The sequence below is a fragment of the Nitrosomonas sp. Nm34 genome (genome assembly GCF_900113925.1).
In the GTDB taxonomy this organism is placed as follows: Bacteria; Pseudomonadota; Gammaproteobacteria; order Burkholderiales; family Nitrosomonadaceae; genus Nitrosomonas.
Window position 1 is genome coordinate 21,067 of sequence record NZ_FORD01000024.1, and the last position, 22,617, is coordinate 43,683.

At 39.3% G+C, this 22,617-nt stretch carries 22 protein-coding genes and 1 tRNA gene; 20 read left to right on the plus strand and 3 right to left on the minus strand.

The features are described 5' to 3' along the window. Positions 1-200 precede the first annotated feature (200 nt). From BM283_RS10545 to secA, 13 genes are all read left to right on the plus strand, one after another. The gene (locus BM283_RS10545) at positions 201-761 is read left to right on the plus strand and encodes an RNA pyrophosphohydrolase (protein ID WP_090692844.1); all 561 of its coding nucleotides are present in this window, start codon (positions 201-203) and stop codon (positions 759-761) included. A 148-nt stretch (positions 762-909) separates the two neighbouring features. Beyond that, a complete protein-coding gene (locus tag BM283_RS10550) occupies positions 910-1,908 on the plus strand; it encodes a cytochrome-c peroxidase (protein ID WP_090692846.1) in 999 nt (332 codons plus the stop codon). 220 nt (positions 1,909-2,128) lie between these two features. Then, a complete protein-coding gene (locus tag BM283_RS18080) occupies positions 2,129-2,395 on the plus strand; it encodes a hypothetical protein (protein WP_139225250.1) in 267 nt (88 codons plus the stop codon). Between the two features lie 65 nt (positions 2,396-2,460). Then, complete coding sequence (ilvA, locus tag BM283_RS10555; protein WP_090692847.1) at positions 2,461-3,972, plus strand: threonine ammonia-lyase, biosynthetic; 1,512 nt, start codon at positions 2,461-2,463, stop codon at positions 3,970-3,972. 247 nt (positions 3,973-4,219) lie between these two features. Beyond that, a complete protein-coding gene (gene hfq / locus BM283_RS10560) occupies positions 4,220-4,465 on the plus strand; it encodes an RNA chaperone Hfq (protein ID WP_046849471.1) in 246 nt (81 codons plus the stop codon). After that, positions 4,458-5,669 (plus strand): GTPase HflX, encoded by a 1,212-nt coding sequence (hflX, locus tag BM283_RS10565; RefSeq protein ID WP_090692850.1) that lies wholly within the window; start codon positions 4,458-4,460, stop codon positions 5,667-5,669. Before hfq ends, hflX begins: the two co-directional genes overlap by 8 nt. After that, positions 5,656-6,831 (plus strand): FtsH protease activity modulator HflK, encoded by a 1,176-nt coding sequence (gene hflK / locus BM283_RS10570; protein ID WP_090692853.1) that lies wholly within the window; start codon positions 5,656-5,658, stop codon positions 6,829-6,831. Before hflX ends, hflK begins: the two co-directional genes overlap by 14 nt. Before the next feature lies 1 nt (position 6,832). Next, entirely contained in the window at positions 6,833-7,720 is an 888-nt protein-coding gene (gene hflC / locus BM283_RS10575; RefSeq protein ID WP_090692854.1) for a protease modulator HflC, read from the plus strand. A 121-nt stretch (positions 7,721-7,841) separates the two neighbouring features. Beyond that, on the plus strand, positions 7,842-8,027 hold the full coding sequence (locus BM283_RS10580; RefSeq protein WP_046849467.1) for a DUF2065 domain-containing protein: 186 nt from the start codon (positions 7,842-7,844) through the stop codon (positions 8,025-8,027). 64 nt (positions 8,028-8,091) lie between these two features. Then, entirely contained in the window at positions 8,092-9,264 is a 1,173-nt protein-coding gene (locus BM283_RS10585) for an ATP phosphoribosyltransferase regulatory subunit (RefSeq protein WP_090692857.1), read from the plus strand. 37 nt (positions 9,265-9,301) lie between these two features. Then, positions 9,302-10,612 carry an adenylosuccinate synthase gene (locus BM283_RS10590; protein WP_090692859.1) on the plus strand — a complete coding sequence of 437 codons (1,311 nt, stop codon included), beginning with the start codon at positions 9,302-9,304 and terminating at the stop codon, positions 10,610-10,612. Between the two features lie 367 nt (positions 10,613-10,979). After that, entirely contained in the window at positions 10,980-11,354 is a 375-nt protein-coding gene (locus BM283_RS10595) for a hypothetical protein (RefSeq protein ID WP_090692862.1), read from the plus strand. Between the two features lie 1,119 nt (positions 11,355-12,473). After that, a complete protein-coding gene (gene secA, locus BM283_RS10605) occupies positions 12,474-15,197 on the plus strand; it encodes a preprotein translocase subunit SecA (RefSeq protein ID WP_090692866.1) in 2,724 nt (907 codons plus the stop codon). A 733-nt stretch (positions 15,198-15,930) separates the two neighbouring features. Here the strand turns inward: secA and BM283_RS10610 are convergent. Next, the gene (locus BM283_RS10610; protein WP_139225251.1) at positions 15,931-16,140 is read right to left on the minus strand and encodes a hypothetical protein; all 210 of its coding nucleotides are present in this window, start codon (positions 16,138-16,140) and stop codon (positions 15,931-15,933) included. A gap of 474 nt (positions 16,141-16,614) precedes the next feature. Here BM283_RS10610 and petA point away from each other — a divergent pair, with 474 nt between their 5' ends. The 7 genes from petA (at position 16,615) to BM283_RS10645 (ending at position 20,972) form a co-directional block, all read left to right on the plus strand. Continuing rightward, on the plus strand, positions 16,615-17,214 hold the full coding sequence (gene petA / locus BM283_RS10615; protein ID WP_090692869.1) for a ubiquinol-cytochrome c reductase iron-sulfur subunit: 600 nt from the start codon (positions 16,615-16,617) through the stop codon (positions 17,212-17,214). A gap of 1 nt (position 17,215) precedes the next feature. Beyond that, complete coding sequence (locus BM283_RS10620; RefSeq protein ID WP_090692872.1) at positions 17,216-18,463, plus strand: cytochrome b; 1,248 nt, start codon at positions 17,216-17,218, stop codon at positions 18,461-18,463. Further along, the gene (locus tag BM283_RS10625; protein WP_090692875.1) at positions 18,460-19,179 is read left to right on the plus strand and encodes a cytochrome c1; all 720 of its coding nucleotides are present in this window, start codon (positions 18,460-18,462) and stop codon (positions 19,177-19,179) included. Before BM283_RS10620 ends, BM283_RS10625 begins: the two co-directional genes overlap by 4 nt. Before the next feature lie 42 nt (positions 19,180-19,221). Next, positions 19,222-19,821 carry a glutathione S-transferase N-terminal domain-containing protein gene (locus BM283_RS10630; protein ID WP_090692876.1) on the plus strand — a complete coding sequence of 200 codons (600 nt, stop codon included), beginning with the start codon at positions 19,222-19,224 and terminating at the stop codon, positions 19,819-19,821. Continuing rightward, the gene (locus BM283_RS10635) at positions 19,818-20,249 is read left to right on the plus strand and encodes a ClpXP protease specificity-enhancing factor (protein ID WP_090692879.1); all 432 of its coding nucleotides are present in this window, start codon (positions 19,818-19,820) and stop codon (positions 20,247-20,249) included. Before BM283_RS10630 ends, BM283_RS10635 begins: the two co-directional genes overlap by 4 nt. Before the next feature lie 71 nt (positions 20,250-20,320). Beyond that, positions 20,321-20,396, plus strand: a tRNA-Thr gene (locus tag BM283_RS10640). Between the two features lie 324 nt (positions 20,397-20,720). Continuing rightward, positions 20,721-20,972 (plus strand): hypothetical protein, encoded by a 252-nt coding sequence (locus BM283_RS10645; protein ID WP_090692880.1) that lies wholly within the window; start codon positions 20,721-20,723, stop codon positions 20,970-20,972. 671 nt (positions 20,973-21,643) lie between these two features. Here the strand turns inward: BM283_RS10645 and BM283_RS19455 are convergent. Then, positions 21,644-21,799, minus strand: a complete 156-nt coding sequence (locus BM283_RS19455; RefSeq protein ID WP_217646499.1) for a hypothetical protein — start codon at positions 21,797-21,799, stop codon at positions 21,644-21,646. A 113-nt stretch (positions 21,800-21,912) separates the two neighbouring features. Continuing rightward, entirely contained in the window at positions 21,913-22,155 is a 243-nt protein-coding gene (locus BM283_RS10650) for a helix-turn-helix domain-containing protein (RefSeq protein WP_090692883.1), read from the minus strand. Between the last annotated feature and the right edge of the window lie 462 nt (positions 22,156-22,617).

Here is a 22,617-nt window from a genome sequence, read left to right on the forward strand (position 1 = left end):
GAAAGCGACATTTTACCCTGAAAAAGCTGGGTTACCTATGCGGTTTAAACTCACTACGATTATCATATTCAGTTAAGAAAGGGAGAAATGAAAAAATTAAAGGAAGTATGTCCCGATTTTTTGTTCTATGATGACTTTTAATCTGGGAGAAATTATGGAAAAATGGCTAGTAATTGACGTCTCAATGACGGATGAATTAAATGATCGACCGTAACGGATATCGTCCTAATGTTGGAATTATTCTATTAAATTCTAAAAATGAAGTTTTCTGGGGGAAGCGTGTCAAGCAGAATTCTTGGCAATTCCCGCAGGGGGGTATTAAGTCTGGTGAAACTCCAACGCAAGCGATGTATCGAGAATTAACTGAGGAGGTAGGGCTACAGCCCTATCATGTGGAGGTTTTGGGGCGCACTCGAGAATGGTTGCGCTATGAGGTGCCAGAATGCTGGATAAGACGTGAGTGGCGCCGAAGCTACAAGGGGCAGAAGCAGATCTGGTTTTTACTGCGCTTACTTGGGCGTGATACCGATGTATCACTCAGAAAAAGCCCACACCCTGAATTTGATGCATGGCGCTGGAATCGGTATTGGGTGGAACTTGACTCAGTTATAGATTTTAAGCGTCAAGTCTACCGGCAAGCTCTTATAGAGCTATCTCACCTGCTTGATTGTGATATTGGAAAAGGCTGTGATTATGGTTATATAGAAAATAATCACATTATTTCAAAGACTGCTTCTCCTGTGAAAAAGCAGAAAAAATGAATTTTTGCTAGCAATAAAATAGATGATTCAAGTAGATTGAGTAAATTATAACTAATTATTTTTAATGAGTTCATTTTGATAAGATATATTTAGTTTAGGCGTAACCGGCTGCGCCATTACAGCCGTGTTTTTTAGGAGATTCTCAACAATGATGATGCGTAAGCTGACTGCCTCGCTATTATCGGTTGGCGTAATGTTTATGTCTGTGCATGTATTTGCTGCTAATGAACCAATACAGCCTATTAAACCGGTAAAACCAGAAAATGCAGCAATGGTTGAACTTGGGAAGATGTTATTTTTTGATACCCGATTGTCAAAATCTGGTTTTATTTCCTGTAATTCCTGCCATAATTTGAGCATGGGAGGGACTGATAACCTCAAAACTTCCATTGGCCATAAATGGCAACAGGGCCCGATCAATGCTCCTACTGTGCTGAATGCAAGCATGAATTTGGCGCAGTTCTGGGATGGACGTGCAAAAGATCTCAAAGAGCAAGCGGGTGGACCTATCGCGAATCCCGGGGAAATGGCTTTTGCACATGACAAAGTGGTAGCGATGTTAAACACGATTCCTCAATATAAGGACCAATTCAAGAAAGCTTTTAATTCGGATAAAATTGATATAGATGGGGTAACTACTGCCATCGCAGCTTTTGAGGAAACTCTGGTGACACCTGGCTCCCGTTTTGATAAATGGTTGGAAGGTGATAAAGAGGCGCTGACCAAGGCAGAATCAGATGGATATGCATTATTCAAGAGCGCTGGTTGTACAAAATGCCATAATGGCCCAGCAGTGGGTGGAAATTCATTTGAAAAAATGGGTGTTTATAAACCCTATGAGACAGAAAGCCCTGCGGTAGGCCGCATGGATGTAACAGGTAAGGAAGAAGATCGTTTTGTATTTAAAGTGCCAACATTACGCAATGTGGAATTAACCTACCCCTATTTCCATGATGGTGGTGCTGCAACGCTGGAAGAAGCAGTGGCTACCATGGGAAAATTACAAGTCAATCGTGAATTCAACAAAGAGGAGATTGCTAATATTGTGGCTTTTCTGAAAACATTGACGGGTAAGCAGCCAGACTTTAAATTGCCAATTTTACCTCCATCCACTAATGCAACTCATCGATATGAGCCATTTGAATAAATGGCCTTAATAAATGGGTTTGATTAAAAATAATCAGGAATTTGAGATACTTTCAGGTTCACCCAGACTCATGATGGGCTGGGTGAGTTTTTCAGAAATTTTAATTTGCCAGTATTGCAATGTATAACTCTCTTTAATTCAAAACAGATTGTATTGAGCCTAAACCTCAGTTTGTTTATCAATAATAATTCTAATTCTTCCGTATTTAGAATGAAATTAATTGTCTAAAATAAATTTTAAGAACGATTCTAATGATGATGCTGGTTTTAGAGCGTTCTCTCTACCCGTTATTTCACTTCTAAATCAAAACTGGCTTTGTCGGCTTCACCTTGCCGTATTATGGATGCTATCTGTGGCTCGCCTTCGCATCATTTTTAATTTAGAAATGGAATTAGATCGCCTTGACTCTAGCCAGGTATCTGCAATGAGTGGTGGAATTAATTCATTTAAATTTTGCCTCTTATCAATTGCAATTCGTTTAGCATGATAGAATCAGCACATCCTGTAAATTCATACTCTTGACTTTGTTTACCACTTCCAAAATGCCATCTTATGAGGAATGACTATCTCGAAAGAGTGCTTACTGCCCGTGTTTATGATGTCGCTATAGAAACACCACTAGAGGAGGCAGTTAATCTTTCAGCACGCATCCATAACCAAGTGTTTTTGAAACGAGAAGACATGCAGCCCGTATTCTCATTCAAGTTGCGTGGCGCTTACAATAAAATGGCAAAGCTTCCTCCCGCTATGCTCAAACGTGGCGTGATTGCTGCTTCGGCTGGTAATCATGCGCAAGGTGTTGCATTGGCTGCCCAGAAATTGGATTGCTCCGCTACGATCGTGATGCCAGTAACGACTCCTCAAATCAAGATCAATGCAGTGATGGCGCTTGGTGCAACCGTGTTACTTCATGGCGATTCTTATAACGATGCCTATGAACATGCCTTAGAGCTTACGCAGCAAGAGGATGCTACTTTTATTCATCCTTATGATGATCCAGATGTAATAGCTGGACAAGGGACCATCGGCATGGAAATTTTACGCCAGTATGGAGCTGGAATATACGCCATATTCGTACCGGTAGGAGGAGGAGGACTGATTTCTGGGATTGCAGCCTATGTAAAAAGGCTATACCCGGAAATCAAGATTATTGGGGTTGAACCAGTTGATTCAGATGCCATGTATTGTTCATTACAGAAAGGACATCGCGTTAAGCTTTCGCAAGTAGGTCTATTTGCTGATGGTGTAGCAGTGAGATATGTTGGTGAAGAAACTTTTCGCTTGTGTCAAGAGCTGGTTGATGAAATTTTTCTAGTCGATGCGGACGCTATTTGTGCGGCTATTAAAGACGTATTTGAAGATACCCGTGCCATTCTTGAGCCTTCTGGAGCGCTCTCTGTTGCTGGATTAAAGGCTTATGTCGATCGTGAAAAATTACGTCATAAAACACTCGTAGCGATAGCATCAGGTGCTAACATGAATTTTGATCGTTTACGCCATGTCTCTGAACGTGCAGAGTTAGGCGAGCAACGTGAAGCGCTCATGGCGGTTACGATTCCTGAAGAGCCTGGTAGTTTCAAGAAATTCTGTGCCTTGTTAGGCGCAAGAAGTATTACTGAATTCAATTATCGCTATGCAGATCCTAAAAAGGCGCATGTATTTGTTGGGGTTTCAGTTCATAATCGTGAGGAAGCGCTTAATCTGATCAAAAATCTGGAAGCAAGCGGATTGCGTACTGAGGATATGAGCGGGAATGAAATGGCAAAATTACATATTCGTCACATGGTAGGAGGACGTTCCAGAGATGTTAAGAATGAGATTCTCTATCGTTTTGAGTTCCCTGATAGACCAGGCGCTTTAATGAATTTTCTGAATAATATGAGTCATCTATGGAACATCAGTTTGTTCCATTATCGTAACCATGGGGCAGATTTTGGGCGCGTATTAATAGGAATGGAAGTGCCTCCTAGTGAAAAAAATGACTTTAAAAATTTTCTTGACAATCTTGGGTATCGATACTGGGATGAGAGCAATAACCCGGTATATAAACTGTTCTTAGCATAATTGCCTAAATTCCGATAAGCTTAGTCCTCATTTGCATAAATTTTATTTGCCAAACTGAGTATTTAAATTTTTTTTCTAATATACTCCTTGCATTTGTTAATATCCAGTTGCAATATCTTATTCTTCTATTTAAGTCTTTCGATGATAATCCTGTTGGGCGCAGATGGTCCACTTAAAAAAATAAAGTAGAGTCTCATATCTAATAATTATAATTAGAGATGATTGGAAAAAACAGGGAGGGTTGTTCATGAGTGCTAAGGGGCAGTTGTTGCAAGATCCATTTTTAAATATCCTCCGGAAGGAGCATATTCCAGTATCTATTTACTTGGTCAATGGTATTAAGTTACAAGGACATATTGATTCATTTGATCAATATGTTGTGCTATTAAAAAATTCAGTTACACAAATGGTATACAAACACGCGATCTCTACAGTCGTTCCAGCCAGGGCTGTGACTTTCCCAATTGAAGCACCAGCTGTACGTGATGATTAATCACATAGAACTAAAAACAGAACAGAATAACATTGCTATCTTAGTTGGGCTCAATCTAGGCGATAGCGATAAAGAGAGCTTGGAAGAGTTGCGTCAGCTTGCTATAAGTGATCAGCTTATAGTTCTAGCTGTCGTGGAAGGAAAGCGCTCGCGCCCTGATCCTGCGACTTTTGTTGGCAGTGGTAAATTAAACGAAATTTACCAGGTTTTAAGCCAGACTAGTGCATCACTGGTCATATTCAATCATGATCTTTCCCCCATACAGCAGCGGAATCTAACTGAGCGGCTGCAGTGCCGCGTTATTGATCGCACAAGTTTAATTCTTGATATTTTTGCACAGCGTGCTAAAAGCCGTGAAGGTAAATTACAAGTTGAGCTTGCTCAGCTAGAACATCTGGCATCACGGTTAGTACGAGGGTGGACTCACTTGGAGCGACAAAAAGGGGGGATTGGTTTGCGCGGACCGGGTGAAACACAGCTTGAAACAGACCGGCGATTACTGTCTAAGAGGGTTAAATTTCTGAGAGAGAAACTCATAAAGCTGCAACGCCAACGAGGAACCCAGCGACGTGCGAGGCAGCGTACTAAGGTAATGTCAGTATCGATTGTTGGTTATACTAATGCCGGGAAGTCAACTCTATTCAATAATCTAACGCGTTCTCAGACCTATGCGGCTGATCAGTTGTTTGCTACGCTAGATACGACGACACGTAAATTATTTATTCCGAAGTGCGGGGAAGTGGTTATTTCGGATACGGTTGGCTTTATTCGTGGATTGCCTCACACTTTGGTTGCTGCGTTTCGTGCTACATTGGAAGAGACAGTGCAAGCTGATGTGCTTTTACATGTAGTTGATGCGGCTGACCCATCGCGTAATGAGCATATTGCAGAAGTAAACAAACTACTTAAAGAAATTGGTGCAGAAAGTATTCCACAAATTTTGGTATTCAATAAAATTGATTGTGCCGAATCAAGCAGGACTGCAAATTATGTGCGAGATGAGTATGGTAGAATAATGTCTATTCGGTTAAGTGCTAAGACCGGCGATGGGTTAGAATTTGTTAAATTAGCTCTGGCAGAAGCTATTGCACAGAACTCTGTAGATTTAAGAGAGAGCTTCTTGGAAGTTGGGAAAGTGAACGATAGCAGTGCTACACCTTTTTTAGAACGAGAGGAAGGATTAAATTATCATGGGATTAAATGATCCTCAATGGGGAAGAAGAAAAGGCAATTCTAGCCCTCCAGATCTGGATGATGTGCTGCGTAATATCAGCAAAAAAATTAATGAGCTTTTTGGCCGGAAGGGCGGGGGTGATGATGGTCCTGAAGGAGAGAGCCCAAAAAAACAAAGTAGTGGTAATATCATAGTCATTATCGTCTTGCTGTCAATTGTTTGGGCTGCCAGCGGTTTGTACATTGTAGATGAGGGTCAACGCGGCGTCGTACTTCGCTTTGGCAAACATGTTGATACTACCCAAGCTGGGTTGAATTGGCATATACCTTATCCGATTGAGAAAGTGGAAACTGTCAACGTTAGTCAAGTGCGCACAATAGAAATTGGCTATCGGAATAATGTCAGAAGCAAGGTGCTAAAAGAATCGCTGATGTTGACCGATGATGAAAACATTATTGATATTCAGTTTGCTGTTCAATACATTTTAAATAATCCTGAGAATTTCTTGTTTAATAATCGTGAGCCTGATAACGCCGTGCTGCAAATCGCGGAAACAGCTATTCGTGAAGTTATCGGAAAAAGCAAAATGGATTTTGTATTGTACGAAGGACGTGAGGCAGTCGCCGCCCGCGCAACAGAAATAATGCAAACTATTCTGGACCGCTATCGGATAGGCATTACTATCAGTAGAGTAACGATGCAGAATGCACAGCCACCTGAACAGGTGCAGGCGGCATTCGATGATGCGGTTAAGGCTGGTCAGGATAGAGAGCGGCAACGTAATGAAGGGCAGGCTTATGCCAACGATGTCATTCCTAGAGCAAGAGGTGCCGCGGCGCGCTTAATGGAAGAGGCAGGGGGATATCAGCAGCGTGTCATTTCCAGTGCAGAGGGTGATGTCAGCCGCTTTGAGAAGATTTTTGTCGAATATAGTAAAGCACCAGTCGTGACACGCGATCGTCTATATTTAGATATGATGCAGCAGGTGCTTTCCAACACAAGTAAGATTCTGATTGATCAAAAAAGTGGTAGCAACTTGTTGTATTTACCACTGGATAAGTTGATGCAAACGGATGGGGGTGCTTCGAAACCACCCGTGACAACGACGCCCACGCAAATAGCTCCAGAAGTTCCTGATGTGAGCACGCGCACACGGGAATCATTTCGTAGTCGTGAACGGGAGGTAAGATAAAATGGGAAAATTATCATCAATATTATCGGTCATAGTCGCTGTACTAGTTTTAATATCAACTTCTGCATTATTTATTGTTGATGAGCGCGAGCAAGCAATTTTATTTCAACTAGGAGAAGTCGTTGATGTAAAAACTTCCCCGGGGTTGTATTTCAAGATCCCGGTAGCACAGAATGTACGTTACTTTGATTCGCGCATACTTACCTTGGATACAGAAGAACCGGAGCGTTTTATTACTTCAGAAAAGAAGAACGTTCTGGTAGATTTTTTCGTGAAATGGCGTATCGTTGACGTGAAGCAATACTATATCAGTGTACGAGGAGATGAGGCACTGGCACGGACTCGATTGGCACAAACCGTAAATTCAAGTATGCGTGACGAGTTTGGTAACCGCACGGTGCATGAAGTCGTTTCTGGTGAGCGTGATAGAATCATGGAAATTATGCGCCAGAAAGCAAATGTGGATGCTAAAAAAATCGGTGTTGAAGTGGTGGATGTGCGTTTGAAACGTGTTGATTTACCCCAAGAGGTTAGCGATTCAGTCTATCGCAGGATGGAGGCTGAGCGAAAACGGGTAGCCAATGAATTACGTTCAACTGGCGCTGCAGAAGCTGAAAAGATCCGTGCAGATGCTGATCGGCAACGTGAAGTGATATTGGCTGAAGCTTATCGTGAAGCCCAGAAAATTATGGGGGAAGGTGATGGTCAGGCTGCTGCAATCTATGCAGGTACCTTTGAAAAGAGTCCTGAATTTTATACGTTTTACCGTAGCTTGGAAGCCTATAAAAAATCCTTTAAAGACAGAGGAGATATGTTAGTACTTGAACCCAGCTCAGAATTTTTTAAATATTTGAATAATCCGGAAAATAGTTCAGCAAATAAAAAATAAAAGTTAGGTTAAGTTATTCTGAATAGTATTTTCTTGATTTATATAAAAAATTGATCTGGAAAAGTGAATAACCTCATAGAAAACGTAAGATTATTAAAAACTTCGCTGGAGATACTGTTGTATGTGGGATACCTTCCTGATGGCCATTGCATTAATGTTGGTATTGGAAGGTATTCTTCCTTTTACATTTCCTAATGCTTGGCGTGATAGTTTTAGAAAACTTGTTGAATTGGAAGATAATCAGATTCGATTCATTGGATTAACGTCAATGGTAATAGGATTAATATTGCTCTATTTAGTGAATTAAATTCTTAAAAATATCTCTTTTTCTAGCAGTTCATAAATTAAGCGGCTCTTAAATCATTATTAGAATGCGTAATTGGCTTCTTCCTGAATATGTCGAAGATGTTCTACCGTCCGAGGCATTACGTATCGAAAAAATGCGTCGCTGCATTTTGGATTTACTGATTGTGCATGGCTATCAGTTTGTTATTCCCCCATTATTAGAATATGTGGAATCATTATTGTCAGGTAGTGGAAGTGACATGGATCTGCACATGTTTAAGGTGCTAGATCAATTAAGCGGAAGAATGATGGGATTGCGCGCAGATAGTACACCTCAAACTGCACGCATAGATGCACATTTACTGAATGATGAAGGAGTGACTCGTCTTTGCTATGCAAACAGCGTGTTACACACTGTTCCTTGTGAAATAACACGTACACGCGAACCCTTCCAGATTGGTGCAGAATTATATGGTCACTCTGGTCTGGAAAGTGATCTTGAGATCCAATGTTTAATGTTGAAATGTCTTGCAGTATCTGAAATTGACAAAATTCATCTCGACCTGGGTCATGTCGCTATTGTCAGAAGCTTGATTAAAGATTCAGGCGCTCTCCCCCAGTTTGAAGTGGATTTATACAATATATTACAAGCCAAAGATACCGCTGCTCTGAAGGAGCTCCTGTGTACTGGGCTTGATAAACGGCTGGATAAGCCTATTCGAGATGCTCTGATGCTTCTTCCGGAATTATATGGCGGCAAAAAAATACTAGCACACGCTCGTAAAATGCTCCCTAGTTATCCAGAAATTGAAAATGCGCTGGATCAGCTTGAAATGGTTGAGGAAGAGCTAAAAGAGTTTGTCGATACCATCACTTTCGATTTATCAGATTTACGTGGTTATCATTATCACACAGGGATGGTATTTGCTGCTTATACGCTAGGAAGTGCTAACGCAATAGCGTTGGGAGGAAGATATGATGAAATAGGCAAAGCATTTGGAAGAGCAAGGCCGGCTACAGGCTTCAGTATTGATTTGCGGGAATTATCGAGGTTAGTCAGATCAGACACATGCTCTAGGGGGATTCTAGCCCCTTACGAAAAAGATGATAAAGCACTGGAAAAAATAATTGAGCAGTTGAGAAATGAGGGTCATATCGTTATAACAGAGTTACCTGGAAGTGAAAACAAAGAAAACACCCTCTACTATGACAGGAAGATTATCTTGCACAATGGCGTATGGCAGGTAGTGGGAATATAAATTGTCCATATACATCAAGATGAAGGAATCCTGAGAAATGACCAAAAATGTAGTCGTCATTGGAACACAATGGGGAGATGAAGGGAAAGGTAAAGTTGTCGATTGGTTAACTGATCATGCAACAGGTGTCGTTCGCTTCCAGGGTGGTCATAATGCTGGTCATACGTTAGTAATCGGTACCAAAAAAACAATTTTACATCTTGTACCCTCTGGTATTTTGCGCGAGAGTGTTGTTTGCTATATTGGTAACGGGGTAGTGCTTTCTCCGCAGGCTTTGCTTGAAGAAATTGATATGCTTGAAAAGGCAGGCATTGATGTTTATCAAAGATTACGTATCAGTGAAGCTTGTCCGCTTATCTTACCTCATCACATTGCTCTTGATAATGCGCGAGAAACAGCCAGGGGTTCAGATAAAATCGGTACGACTGGTCGTGGTATTGGTCCAGCTTATGAAGATAAAGTCGCACGCCGTGCAATACGTTTGCAAGATTTACTTTGCCGTGAGAGATTTATTGCTAAATTAGAAGAGATACTTGATTACCATAATTTTGTTCTGAGAAATTACTATCAAGCGCCTGTAGTCGATCTCAACAAGACAATTGAGGAAAGCCTTATTGAGGCTGAGCGTATTAGACCTATGGTGGCAGATGTACCGCAGTTGCTATTTAAAGCCAATAGAGAAGGTAATAACCTTTTATTTGAAGGTGCCCAAGGAGCATTGCTCGATATTGATCATGGCACTTATCCTTTTGTCACCTCTAGTAATTGTATTGCTGGTGCCGCAGCATCAGGCAGTGGGGTTGGACCACAGATGTTGCATTATGTCCTGGGTATTACTAAAGCTTATACAACTCGCGTAGGATCGGGGCCATTCCCTACTGAACTTAAGGATGATGTAGGTGAGTATTTAGCCAATCGTGGCAATGAATACGGTTCTACAACGGGACGTCGCCGCCGTTGTGGTTGGTTTGATGCTGTGGCAATGAAACGTTCTACTCAGATCAATGGCGTTTCGGGCTTATGTATTACTAAATTAGATGTTCTTGATGGTATCGAAACTTTGAAGCTTTGCATAGGATATAAGTTAAATAGTACCCATACTGATAAGGAAAAGTCTCTAGACATCTTGCCAGTAGGCGCTGATGAGTTGATTAACTGTGAACCTATTTATGAAGAAATGCCTGGATGGACCAAGAGTACCCAAGGATTAAGAGAATTTAAGCAGTTACCGAAAGCAGCGCAGAATTATCTAAAAAGAGTGGAAGAAATCTGTGAAGTACCGATAGATATGATTTCGACAGGCCCTGATCGTGACGAAACTATTGTTTCTAGGCATCCATTTAAATAATTTTAATCTTTGTATTCATTTTTATCATTTGTTTTTTCGTCTTCTTCATTCTTGAGCGAGTGTATTGGAGAACTCATCTCACTTCTTTTTCGATGATTCTATTTTCGTTTTTGTTTCTTTCGATTTTTTCTAAGCTATTTAGAGTTCCTGTTCAGCTTCAGCAATCTTTGGTTAAAATACATTACCATTCATCCATATATTTATTGTATCGATTTGTTTTCTAGCGATTGTTGTTTATTTGTTCAGCCTCTTACGTTTGATCATAAACGATATTGGTTACCGCAGCATATTGAAGTAGTTTCCGCAGAAATTAAGGAAGAAAAAGTGCAAAGCATTATTTTTAGATTTTAATTTTGGAGAATATTTTATGAAACTAAAACTAGTTAATTTAATGCGAGTAATAATTTTGCTAGTATCAAGTATCTTTTTATGCTCATTAGCTACTTTAGTACAAGCATCATGCAAGGGATGTCTTTGTGTAGGTGATCCGTGTCGTTTATGCTCATTACCCCCAATGACTACTGATAAGATTGTAGAAGATGAGCCAGAAACTTGCAAAAAAATCCGAGAACAAGTGGCTCCCATATCTTCACCACCTGGTACTAATGAATATTTTGCCAGCCTTGATAAGTCAACAATGGCTTGTATAAAAAATGGGGGAGATGTAATTAAAAACTCGCGTCGCAGTGAAGCTTTTCCTGCAAGGGTTTATTGTAAGCCATATATACCAACGAAAAATTAACATAATCTGAAATGATTGTTACGATAAGAAATATCTAAGTTGCTATATGACCTGCAAATAAGCTATAGAAAAGTATATATCTCATTCTTCCATCTTTGTTTATATTTATAAGTTACTGAATTGTAAATAAATTATGGCGAGAAGCATTCTGTTATCAAGCTTGAGAACTAGGTACAAATTTGTTTCTACAATAAGTATTTGATGTGAATTTGAATGTTAATCCGATGTGGCTTAGTTCTAGAATGGTCTGACTGCGAAACTGATTCCATTTCCAAACCAAAAATGACTCGAATGCGAGCCGTAGACAGTATCAATCATACGTCAAGTTGAATCCGACAAAATCAATTTTGATTTGGAAATGGAATTAGATTCGTGACAACACGGATGCTCAATATCTCAGGAACGTATAGGGAAGGCTAAATGTCAATTCAACCCCAATATGTTAATAATAAAATGGGTTTGTTAACACTGCCAAGATATCATCATCAGCCTTATAGTTTGGTGTAATTCTAAAGTGAGTTGTTTGTTCAAGTTGTTTATTCATTTCGGTGATATTGTGCGATAAGGTGACATGTATTGCATTGTCATTTAGATACAGTAATCTCTTATGAGCAAGATGAAATCGAATAAAACGAAAAATCATTAAAATTTTCATTTTCTACAAAGACATAATTTATGTGTTTCAAGACGTCATATCATTTGATTCCACTGACTGCTATTTTGAGTATGATAAGATAAGAGTATTTTGACTATAGACATTGTGGTCGTGAACTTTACCGGTAGCGGTGAGTGTATTTGATGAATGGATAATCTCAGAGACTTAGAGTAAAAAATTAACTGCTCTTCTTTGCGAGAACTTAAGTGTGAATCCAAAGGGCAACATAAAATCAATACCTTTTATGATTCATTTCTAAATTCTTAAAAATAGATAGATTCTTTATTCCATCTTTGTAAATCTGGTGAATGATAAATAATTAATAAATTCAATATATTATTGGGATTTTGTCATAAAAAGCAAGATAAAAATTATCTTGTTATTTTTTCTAATCTCCACTGGAATGTCAGAAATATAAAGATTTTTCGTGGTTAATTGATTCAAATTAAAAAACTAAATATTTTATGTTAAACAATTTGCTTAAAAGGATTTTTGGTAGCCGCAATGACCGCTTAATCAAGCAATATTCTGAAATCGTGCGTGTTATCAATGAACTGGAATCAACTATTGCACCTTTATCTGATGCTGATCTATGCGGCAAGACTCATGAATTCAAGCAACGGGTTTCCAATGGCGAAACGCTCGATGCGTTATTACCCGAAGCATTCGCCGTAGTGCGGGAAGCAGGCAAACGAGTGTTGGGAATGCGTCATTTTGATGTGCAACTGATTGGCGGAATGGTGCTACATGATGGGAAAATTGCTGAGATGCGTACTGGCGAGGGTAAAACCTTAATGGCCACCCTGCCTGCCTATCTTAACGCCGTGACGGGGCAGGGAGTGCATATTGTGACGGTAAACGATTACCTTGCCACTCGTGACGCTGGCTGGATGGGGAGAATATACCAATTTCTAGGTTTGTCGGTTGGTGTGATTACTTCCCAAATGGCGCAAGATACCAAACAGGCTGCTTATGCTGCTGATATTACCTATGGCACTAATAATGAGTATGGTTTTGATTATTTGCGCGACAACATGGTTAGCCACCCTGCTGAGCGGGTACAGCGTATGCTTAATTTTGCAATTGTCGATGAAGTCGATTCAATTTTGATCGATGAGGCGCGTACTCCATTAATCATATCAGGCCAGGCAGAAGGCGATACTGAGATATATGTGCGTATCAATACGTTAATACCTGAGCTTACCCGGCAGCAAGTAGAGAAAGGTCCTGGCGACTATAGTGTGGATGAAAAATCTCAACAGGTATTATTGAGTGAGGAAGGTTTTGAGCATGCCGAGAAATTGCTTGCTAAGGCTGGCTTACTAGCGGCTGGGACAAGCCTATATGATCCGGCCAATATCAATTTGATTCATCATCTCAATGCTGCATTACGTGCGCACGCCCTATATCACCGTGATCAGCATTATGTGGTACAAAATAATGAAGTTATTATCGTTGACGAATTTACTGGTCGCTTAATGTCAGGGCGGCGATGGTCAGAAGGTCTGCATCAAGCTGTTGAAGCAAAAGAAAATGTTCCTATTCAGAAAGAAAATCAGACACTTGCTTCGATCACGTTTCAAAATTATTTTCGTATGTACCACAAGCTTGCTGGCATGACAGGCACAGCAGATACCGAAGCTTTTGAATTTCAACAAATCTATGGACTTGAAACTGTTGTTATTCCGACACATCGTCCTATGATTCGTGAAGACAAGATGGATAAAGTCTTTCGTACCATGAAAGAAAAACACCAAGCCATTCTGGAAGATATCAAGGATTGTTATCAACGTGGACAGCCAACGCTTGTTGGAACAACTTCTATTGAAAATAATGAATTACTTTCTTCTTTGTTAAGCAAAGAAAAATTACCGCATCAAGTCCTCAATGCGAAGCAGCATGCCAGTGAGGCGGATATTATTGCTCAGGCGGGTCGATCCAAAATGATCACGATCGCGACTAACATGGCTGGAAGGGGTACCGATATTGTATTAGGGGGTAATCCAGAGCCAGAAATTCATCGGGTGCTTTCCGATGAAACACTCAATGAAGAAACCAAAGCGAAGCGTACCGCTGAAATACAGAAAGTATGGCAGGAGAGACATGATGAAGTAATTAAATTGGGTGGATTACATATCATAGGTACTGAACGGCATGAATCACGTAGAATTGACAACCAGTTGCGTGGACGTGCTGGTCGGCAAGGTGATTCCGGCTCAAGTCGTTTCTATTTGTCACTTGAAGATCCTCTTCTGCGCATTTTCGCATCTGACCGTGTGGCAAATATTATGACACGCCTTAAAATGCCTGAAGGAGAAGCAATAGAGCACCCATGGGTAACACGAGCAATAGAGAATGCACAGAGGAAAGTTGAAGCGAGGAACTTTGATATTCGTAAACAATTGCTTGAATTTGACGATGTTGCTAATGATCAGCGGAAAGTAATTTATCAGCAGCGAAATGAATTACTAGAAGCGCAACAAGATATTACAGAGACGATAACAGCTATTCAAGAAAGTGTAATCAGTAATCTTTTCAATCTTCATATTCCACCTCAGAGTATAGAAGAACAGTGGGATATCTCTGGTTTAGAGAAAGCATTGGCGAGCGATTATCATATTCATCTGCCAATTCAGGAGTGGTTAGATAAAGAACCCGATTTGCACGCTGAGAATTTACTGGAAAGGGTTTGGGAAGCAGCGCGTGTGCTTTACCGTAGTAAATCAGAAATGGTCGGCAGTCATCTTATGCACCAATACGAGCGGGCAGTGATGTTACATAGTCTTGATACTCATTGGCGAGAACATCTGGCAGCATTGGATCATTTACGGCAAGGGATTCATTTGCGTGGTTATGCTGCTAAAAATCCAAAGCAGGAATATAAACGAGAGGCCTTCGAGTTATTTGCTAATATGCTTGAAGAGATTAAGATTGAAGTAACTAAAATCCTCATGACTGTTCAAATAAAGAATGAGCAACAAGTGGAAACAGTAGCCGAAACAGTTCCTCCTTCTAGCAATATGCAATACCACCATGCGGCTTATGAAGAAGTTATAGATAAGCAATCCCAGAGTTCTGAAGAAAAACCACAACCTTTTGTTCGCAAAAGTACTAAAGTTGGTCGGAATGATCCTTGTCCATGTGGTTCTGGCAAGAAATATAAACATTGCCATGGTAAGCTTAAATAGTAAATGATTGATTAAACGTGGAGTCAATAAAATTGCTGACTACTTCCTTTACTGGTGATAGATTTCTAATCTAAGCGCTATTTAATAAGAATCAAATGAATTTACGATTATTTTTATACGAGTTAAGGGTGATTGATAATAAAAGGAGTCTTCAATTAATATAACAATTGGTTTGTGAATGAATATAACGGCTCCAGTTAACAGATCATATGAATAGATAAAGTAATTCCTCGGTTATGCTGGGGAATGATTAGAGATCTAACCGGGTAAGGCAGTTAACCTCATTCTTTTAGCTTGATCAAGAACTAGCGCATCCAATGCGTGATAATTAGAATCTTGCGTACATGACATGAAATGCCATGTGTCATTTCATATATATTCGAAAAAAAGAAAGAGATAATCGAGCCAATGCATAAGCACTTAATAGGATGTAGAAATCATATTTGAGGTTGTTTTAATAGGCAGAAACAGGTAAAAAAAGCGTAGTCTATAGCTTGTAAATAGGCTTTAAATTTTATTTTTAATATCGCAGCGATAACGTAGATAATTTTTAAATGGCCTGCCAGAAGAACTTTTATACAAATTGATGAAGTGGAAGCGCTAATAAATAGTTAGTTGGAAGGCAGCACTACGAATTTATGCTCTGAAAATTTATAACGGTCATACTTAACAGATTGGAAGTGAATTGGTTAATTATAATATTGCTTGGTTCTGAAGATAGATTAATATTATTCTATCTGGGTACGATTATCAGTTCCCGATCAAAACCATTGGCATCTGGTAGCATAGGTCTGCGATATACCTGCATCAAACCCAGAAAAACTGCAAATAAAGTATCCCTGCAGCAAGCTGCAGGGTATTTCATTCCTAAATCAAAATTGACTTTGTCGACTTCATCTCTTGCCGTATTATTTATAATGTCTGCGGCTTGCCTTCGCATCATGTTTGATTTGGAAATGGAATTAGAGTCTGTGTCTGGAATAGCCCCCCCATCCGCGCATCTTCATAAAGCTTGAAATATTCCTGTTCCTGATTTTTTATATACTCTGCTATCCTTGTTTTATCTCCATGCAGAAGGTTTTTTGGGGGGGGGAGCCGCGCTATTTAGTAAGAGCTGGCGTACAAATTTATACAGATTATCATCTTGATAGGTGTGAACATCATCCAAAAATCATTTACTTCGGATAATTGTAAAATTCAAAAGATGAAAATTTTTAAGGAGGAATCTATTTTGGTGATTAGCTTTATATAATACCCTAATACGTAATGGGTTATGTTATACTTTTAAGATTATGCTTTTTAAGCATATGATGTATTATGAATATTTTGGAAAGTAAAGCATAAGATAAACAGGCTGATCGGCTTCCAGTTTGAGTCGATTCTGGTTGGAAAATTCATTGGATGGAATTATTAAAAAATGGCAGATAGTAATGGTGAGATGAATAGTCGGCGTCGTTTTCTAGTGCTAACCACATCTGTAGCAGGTGGGGTTGCTGCCGTAGCGGTAGCAACCCCATTTATGTTATATATGATGCCTAGTGAGCGTGCTAAAGCAGCTGGGGCACCGGTAGAAGTCGATATTAGTAAGCTGGAGCCTGGTATGCTGTTGATGGTTGAGTGGCGGGGAAAGGTTGTTTGGGTGCTGAAGCGCACGCAAGAGATGTTAGAGAATTTGAAAAAACTAAATGATGTGCTGGCTGACCCAACATCGGAAAAAAATCAGCAACCACCTTATGCACAGAATGAGACGCGTTCTATTAAACCTGAAATTCTGGTGGTAGTGGGTGTGTGTACACATCTTGGTTGTTCTCCGGTTTATAGGAAGGATATTGCTCCTGCTGATTTAGGGCCTGATTGGTTAGGCGGCTTTTTCTGCCCATGTCATGGTTCAAAATTTGATTTGGCAGGACGTGTTTATAAGAATGTTCCGGCACCTACTAATCTGGTTGTGCCTCCTCATGTTTATTTGAGTGAAAATCGGCTTTTAATTGGCTCTGAAAGCAAGGAATCTGTATAAAATGAGTAAACAAGAAAATTCGTTTATGGGATGGATTGATGAGCGCTTCCCAATGACTGCTACTTGGAGAGCGCATCTTTCTGAATATTATGCTCCTAAAAATTTTAATTTCTGGTATTACTTTGGTTCGCTAGCAATGCTTGTGCTGGTTAACCAATTAATTACCGGTATTTTTCTTACTATGAGCTATAAGCCGGATGCCAGCCTTGCATTTGCATCAGTTGAATACATCATGCGGGACGTGAACTTTGGATGGTTAATTCGGTATATGCATTCCACGGGAGCCTCCATGTTTTTTGTGGTGGTATATCTGCATATGTTCCGAGGAATGATGTATGGCTCTTATCGCAAGCCTCGCGAGCTTTTGTGGTTGATAGGGATGGCGATATTTTTTGTGTTGATGAGTCTGGCGTTTACTGGATACATTTTACCTTGGGGACAGATGTCTTATTGGGGTGCTCAGGTAATTGTAAGTATGTTTGGGGCAATTCCATATATTGGTGACACGTTATCAAACTGGATTCTGGGTGACTTCATGCTCTCGGATGCAGCGCTTAATCGTTTCTTTGCATATCATGTGGTGACTTTGCCATTATTGATAATTGTGCTGGTATTTGTTCATATCATCGCATTACATGAAGTCGGATCGAATAATCCAGATGGGATTGAAATTAAAGCTAACAAAGATCCAAAAACAGGAATTCCGGTAGATGGGATACCATTTCATCCTTACTACTCTGTCAAGGATATAGTCGGAATTGTTGCATTTTTAATTGTGTTTACTGGCATTATATTTTTTGTTCCTGAGATGGGTGGGTATTTTCTTGAGCATAATAATTTTATCCCTGCAAATACGCTACAAACACCCGATCATATTGCTCCTGTGTGGTATTTCACCCCTTATTATTCAATGCTTAGGGCAGTCACAGTTAATTTTCTCGGAGTAGATGCGAAACTGTGGGGGGTTATCTTAATGGCGGGTTCGGTAATTATTTTTTGTTTCTTACCTTGGCTGGATCGTAGTCCGGTAAAATCAATACGTTATAAAGGGCCAATCTTTAAGTTCGCGCTGGCACTTTTTGTAATAAGCTTTCTTGTATTAGGTTGGCTTGGCACAAAAGCACCAACACCTTTATACACGTTATTAGCACAAATTTTTACGGTTATTTATTTTGCATTTTTTATTCTGATGCCACTATATAGCAAGATAGATAAAACAAAACCAGAACCCAAAAGAGTGACAAAATGAGATTAATTAAATTCCTGCTTTTTTTTATCAGTTTGGCTCCGACTTTTGTTTTCGCATCCACAGACATAACACTTGATAAGGCCCCGATTGATACTTCTGACGACGCTTCATTACAGCGTGGGGCGCAAAGCTTTGTCAATTATTGCTTGACATGCCATGGGGCAAGCTATATGCGTTATAATCGACATCAAGATATCGGACTAAGTAACCAGGAAATTAGCGAGCGTCTTATTCTTACAGGGCAAAAAGTTGGTGATGTAATGTTTACTTCAATGAAGAAGAGTGAAGCTGAAGAATGGTTTGGGGTCGCTCCGCCCGATCTATCTGTAATTGCGCGCTCTCGTGGCGCGGATTGGCTATATACTTATCTTAGATCTTTTTATAGAGATGAATCATCTTCTAGCGGCTGGAATAATTTAATTTTTGATAAAGTTGCAATGCCGCATGTTCTCTACCAATTGCAGGGTCTACAGACACTTAATGTCAAATCACAAGATGGCTCAGAAGTTAAAGAGTTGAATCTGAGTGTGCCTGGATTACTTTCCAAAGAGGAATATGATAACTTTGCCGCAGATCTGGTAAACTACATAGTCTATTTGGGTGAGCCTCATGCGAATTATCGTAAGAAACTGGGAGCTTTCGTCCTTATCTTTTTATTAGGTATGCTTGGATTGACTTATTTACTAAAACGTGAATATTGGAGAGACGTGCATTAATAAATTATTGAATAAAAATATAACGAAGATGTATAAGTCATTATGATGACGTTGTATTCTACTGCAACATGTCCTTTTAGCCACCGATGTCGCATTGTGTTGCATGAAAAGGACATGGATTTTCAGATCATTGATGTTGACCCTCACAATAAACCAGAAGATCTGGCTGTGATAAGTCCATATGGTCGCGTTCCAATCCTGATTGAACGTGATCTTGTGCTCTATGAATCTAATATTATCAATGAATATGTTGATGATCGGTTTCCTCATCCACAATTAATGCCAGCAGAACCAGTAATGCGTGCTCGGGCAAGATTGTTATTACATCGATTTGAACAAGAATTATTCTGTCATATTGAAGCTGTCGAGCAAAATGATCAAAAGATAGCTGACAAAATGCGAGTAGCCATTGCTGAGAGTCTGACAATGATTGCACCAATCTTTGATAAGCAAAAATATATGTTGGGTGATGAATATTCTATGCTAGATGTCGCTATAGCGCCCTTACTATGGAGATTGGACTATTATGGAATCAGTCTGCCAAAACAGGCTACGCCATTATTAAAATATTCTGAGCGATTATTTAGTAGACCATTATTTATTGATGCTTTGACTCCTTCAGAGAAATTAATGCGTAAATGAAATATCCTACGACCAAGCCATATTTAATACGGGCTATTTATGAGTGGTGTGTCGATAATAACTTGACCGCTTATATTTCTGTTGAAATTGATCAAAACACATCTGTCCCTGAGGCATATGTAAAAGATGGTGAAATTACTCTGAATATTGACCCTATAGCTGCACGTGACTTATTAATTGACAATGATTCTGTTCAGTTTACTGCACGTTTTAGTGGTGTATCAAGGAAGATATTTATCCCAACTAGTGCAGTAAAAGCGATATTTGCGAAAGAAATTAATCGTGGCTTATTCTTTACGCCTGATACTGAACAAAAAATGCTTCATACTTGTGAGAAGGAAGATACAAAACAATTGGAATCTTTGCCGGATAATTATCCGGCTCCTCACAATGAACGTGAACGAGCTCACTTAAAGATTGTTAGGTAAAAAATAGGTTAACTTGCTAAAACTTAAAGTTTATAATTTAAAATTTTTTATTACTAATTATCTATTTTCGTGCCGGCATAGCTCAGATGGTAGAGCAGCTGATTTGTAATCAGAAGGTCCCGAGTTCGATTCTTGGTGTCGGCACCAATAAAATTAAGGGTTTAGCAGAAATGTTAAACCCTTTTGTTTTTGCGGCTACACCGGGGTTACGCACCCCCAAAAGAAAAATGATTTTATTGGAAAAATTATTATGGAAAACATCACAGCCATGCACCAATAAATCACTAAGAAATCTATCGCTCACGCCTACGTAAAGCGCTGTTATATACTGGAATGGTATGAAGCGCTCGTTTATGTTGGAAATAACAATATCGTTTCCGAGAGTATAATAAATTCATTGTTACTGTTAGTTTCTAGGAGAAGCGATTTGCTTCATTAAATTCAATAAAAGGTAAAAGGAAGGAGTCAAAAATGAATAAATTTATTATTTCTGCTTTCATTTCTGCATTGATATTGGGTTCTACCTCTGTCTTTGCTAGTGGAAATGTGGAATCTGCATTAACGCCTATTAGAGCGCAGGATCTATTGAACATCATGTCTTGCAAAGATAAAAAAGCAGAAGACCAAATTAAAGACCGTATAGATGGAACGAAAGTTTCATGCGGTGAGGTAACGAAAAAAACTGAAAGTGCGGTAAATGCTAATGCTAAGTTAGCTAAATAGGCAGTGCGCTACTAATTAAATACATCTAAGTGTAATTAATAGATTTCTGCTGTAAATGTCATTTGTATGGCTGTTTCTGTTTTATGGCGAGCAGTAAAGACTGTAGTTACGCTATACTGAAGGATGTTATAGAGAAAAGATTATAAGCTATTCTTTTTAATTGAATCGCTAAGGCTTATCTCAAATGGAAGGGTATGAATCTTTCTTATTGAAGAAGTGACTCATATTCCTTCCATGTTTCTATTTATTCGTTGTAAATTTGATTGCTATTTCAATAGATATTCAATAGTAATTAGCCGTGCCACTGTAAAATCAATTTTAAGACAGCAATTTAAATTTCCTAAAGCTAAGCTTTTCTTACCTGAGCTGAGAACGAGATGAGCAACTCTAACTTTATTAGCAGATGGGATGATATGTGGGTTATTACATTTCAGTCATTGCTTACTTCAGAACTCTTAGGTATTTCTGAAAATTCAGAGTTTTTAAAAATACGAGGTGAGAACAAAAAGGCTGATGCAGTATATGAGATTGGTATGTAAGAAAGCCTTTCTTATTCTGGGGAAAATATTGTCGTAGTAAACCATTGCTGTTTCCATTCAATTCTCGCTTCCATGAAGGGTAAGAAGTGCAAGGTAAATGGCTGCTTCCAGTTCTGGGGTGATTGTTTCAAATTATGCAGATTTCTTGTCACTACCAAATATTATTATGGTGTGCTCTTTGTGCTGCTGGGGAAGCAGTAGATGGTTGATCCTTTCTGTTGCTTCTTCGGCATGTTCGGCTGATAGTCGGGCTGGTGCCTGTTCAGGTCGCATATCCTGCCGAATCATTCTGTCTACTTTATTCCATTTCCAAATCAAACATGACGCGAAGGCGAATCGCAGATAGTATAAATAATACGGCAAAAGAAGCCGACAAAGTAAGTTTTGATTTAGAAATAGAATTATTCCGATCTTCTCGGCCAAATCGCTTCCGCTTTGGCTTTCTGCCTCACTCGTTTATATCGTAATTCCTGCACCTGCTTCGGATGCCAGCCGCATTGCCATCCATTAAGCCTGAGTTTGCGTGAGATCGCAGACTTACTCCTGCCAACTTCATTCGCTATCTTTCTTTGCTTAAAGCCTGCTTTTCGTAACCCGTAAAACTGATAGCGTTGCTCTCGGGTGAATTGCTGACAATCCTTCATCTATGCTTCTTTATTTGGTCGTCGTTCAATAAGCTCGGATGCTATCGCAGCTTACTGCTTTTAACCTTATAAAGCTGCACTTCAAGCTTGAATCCGATATCTTATTCTAATGCCATCCGTTAGAAAATCTTACTATTGGAAAATTTGAGTTTATTGTTTATTAAGACTTGGACATGTTTAATTGATCCCAAGTTTTCCATTAGGATTCTAATTATCTGATTCTTAATATTATTATTATAAAGAGCTATTAAAACGAGGTATTGATTTTCTCCCTATTTGAAGTTCTAATAGAAAATCTGGGTTGATACTAAGTATTAAAACCCAGTGCGAGAATGTAATTCTTAGATTCATTTTTAATTCACTGAAGCTATTGAAGTAGTAATAAAAATTAATTTTTTCTGAAATACCCTGCTATAAATATGGAAAAACTACTTGACTAAAACGATGAAGGTGACTAGCCTG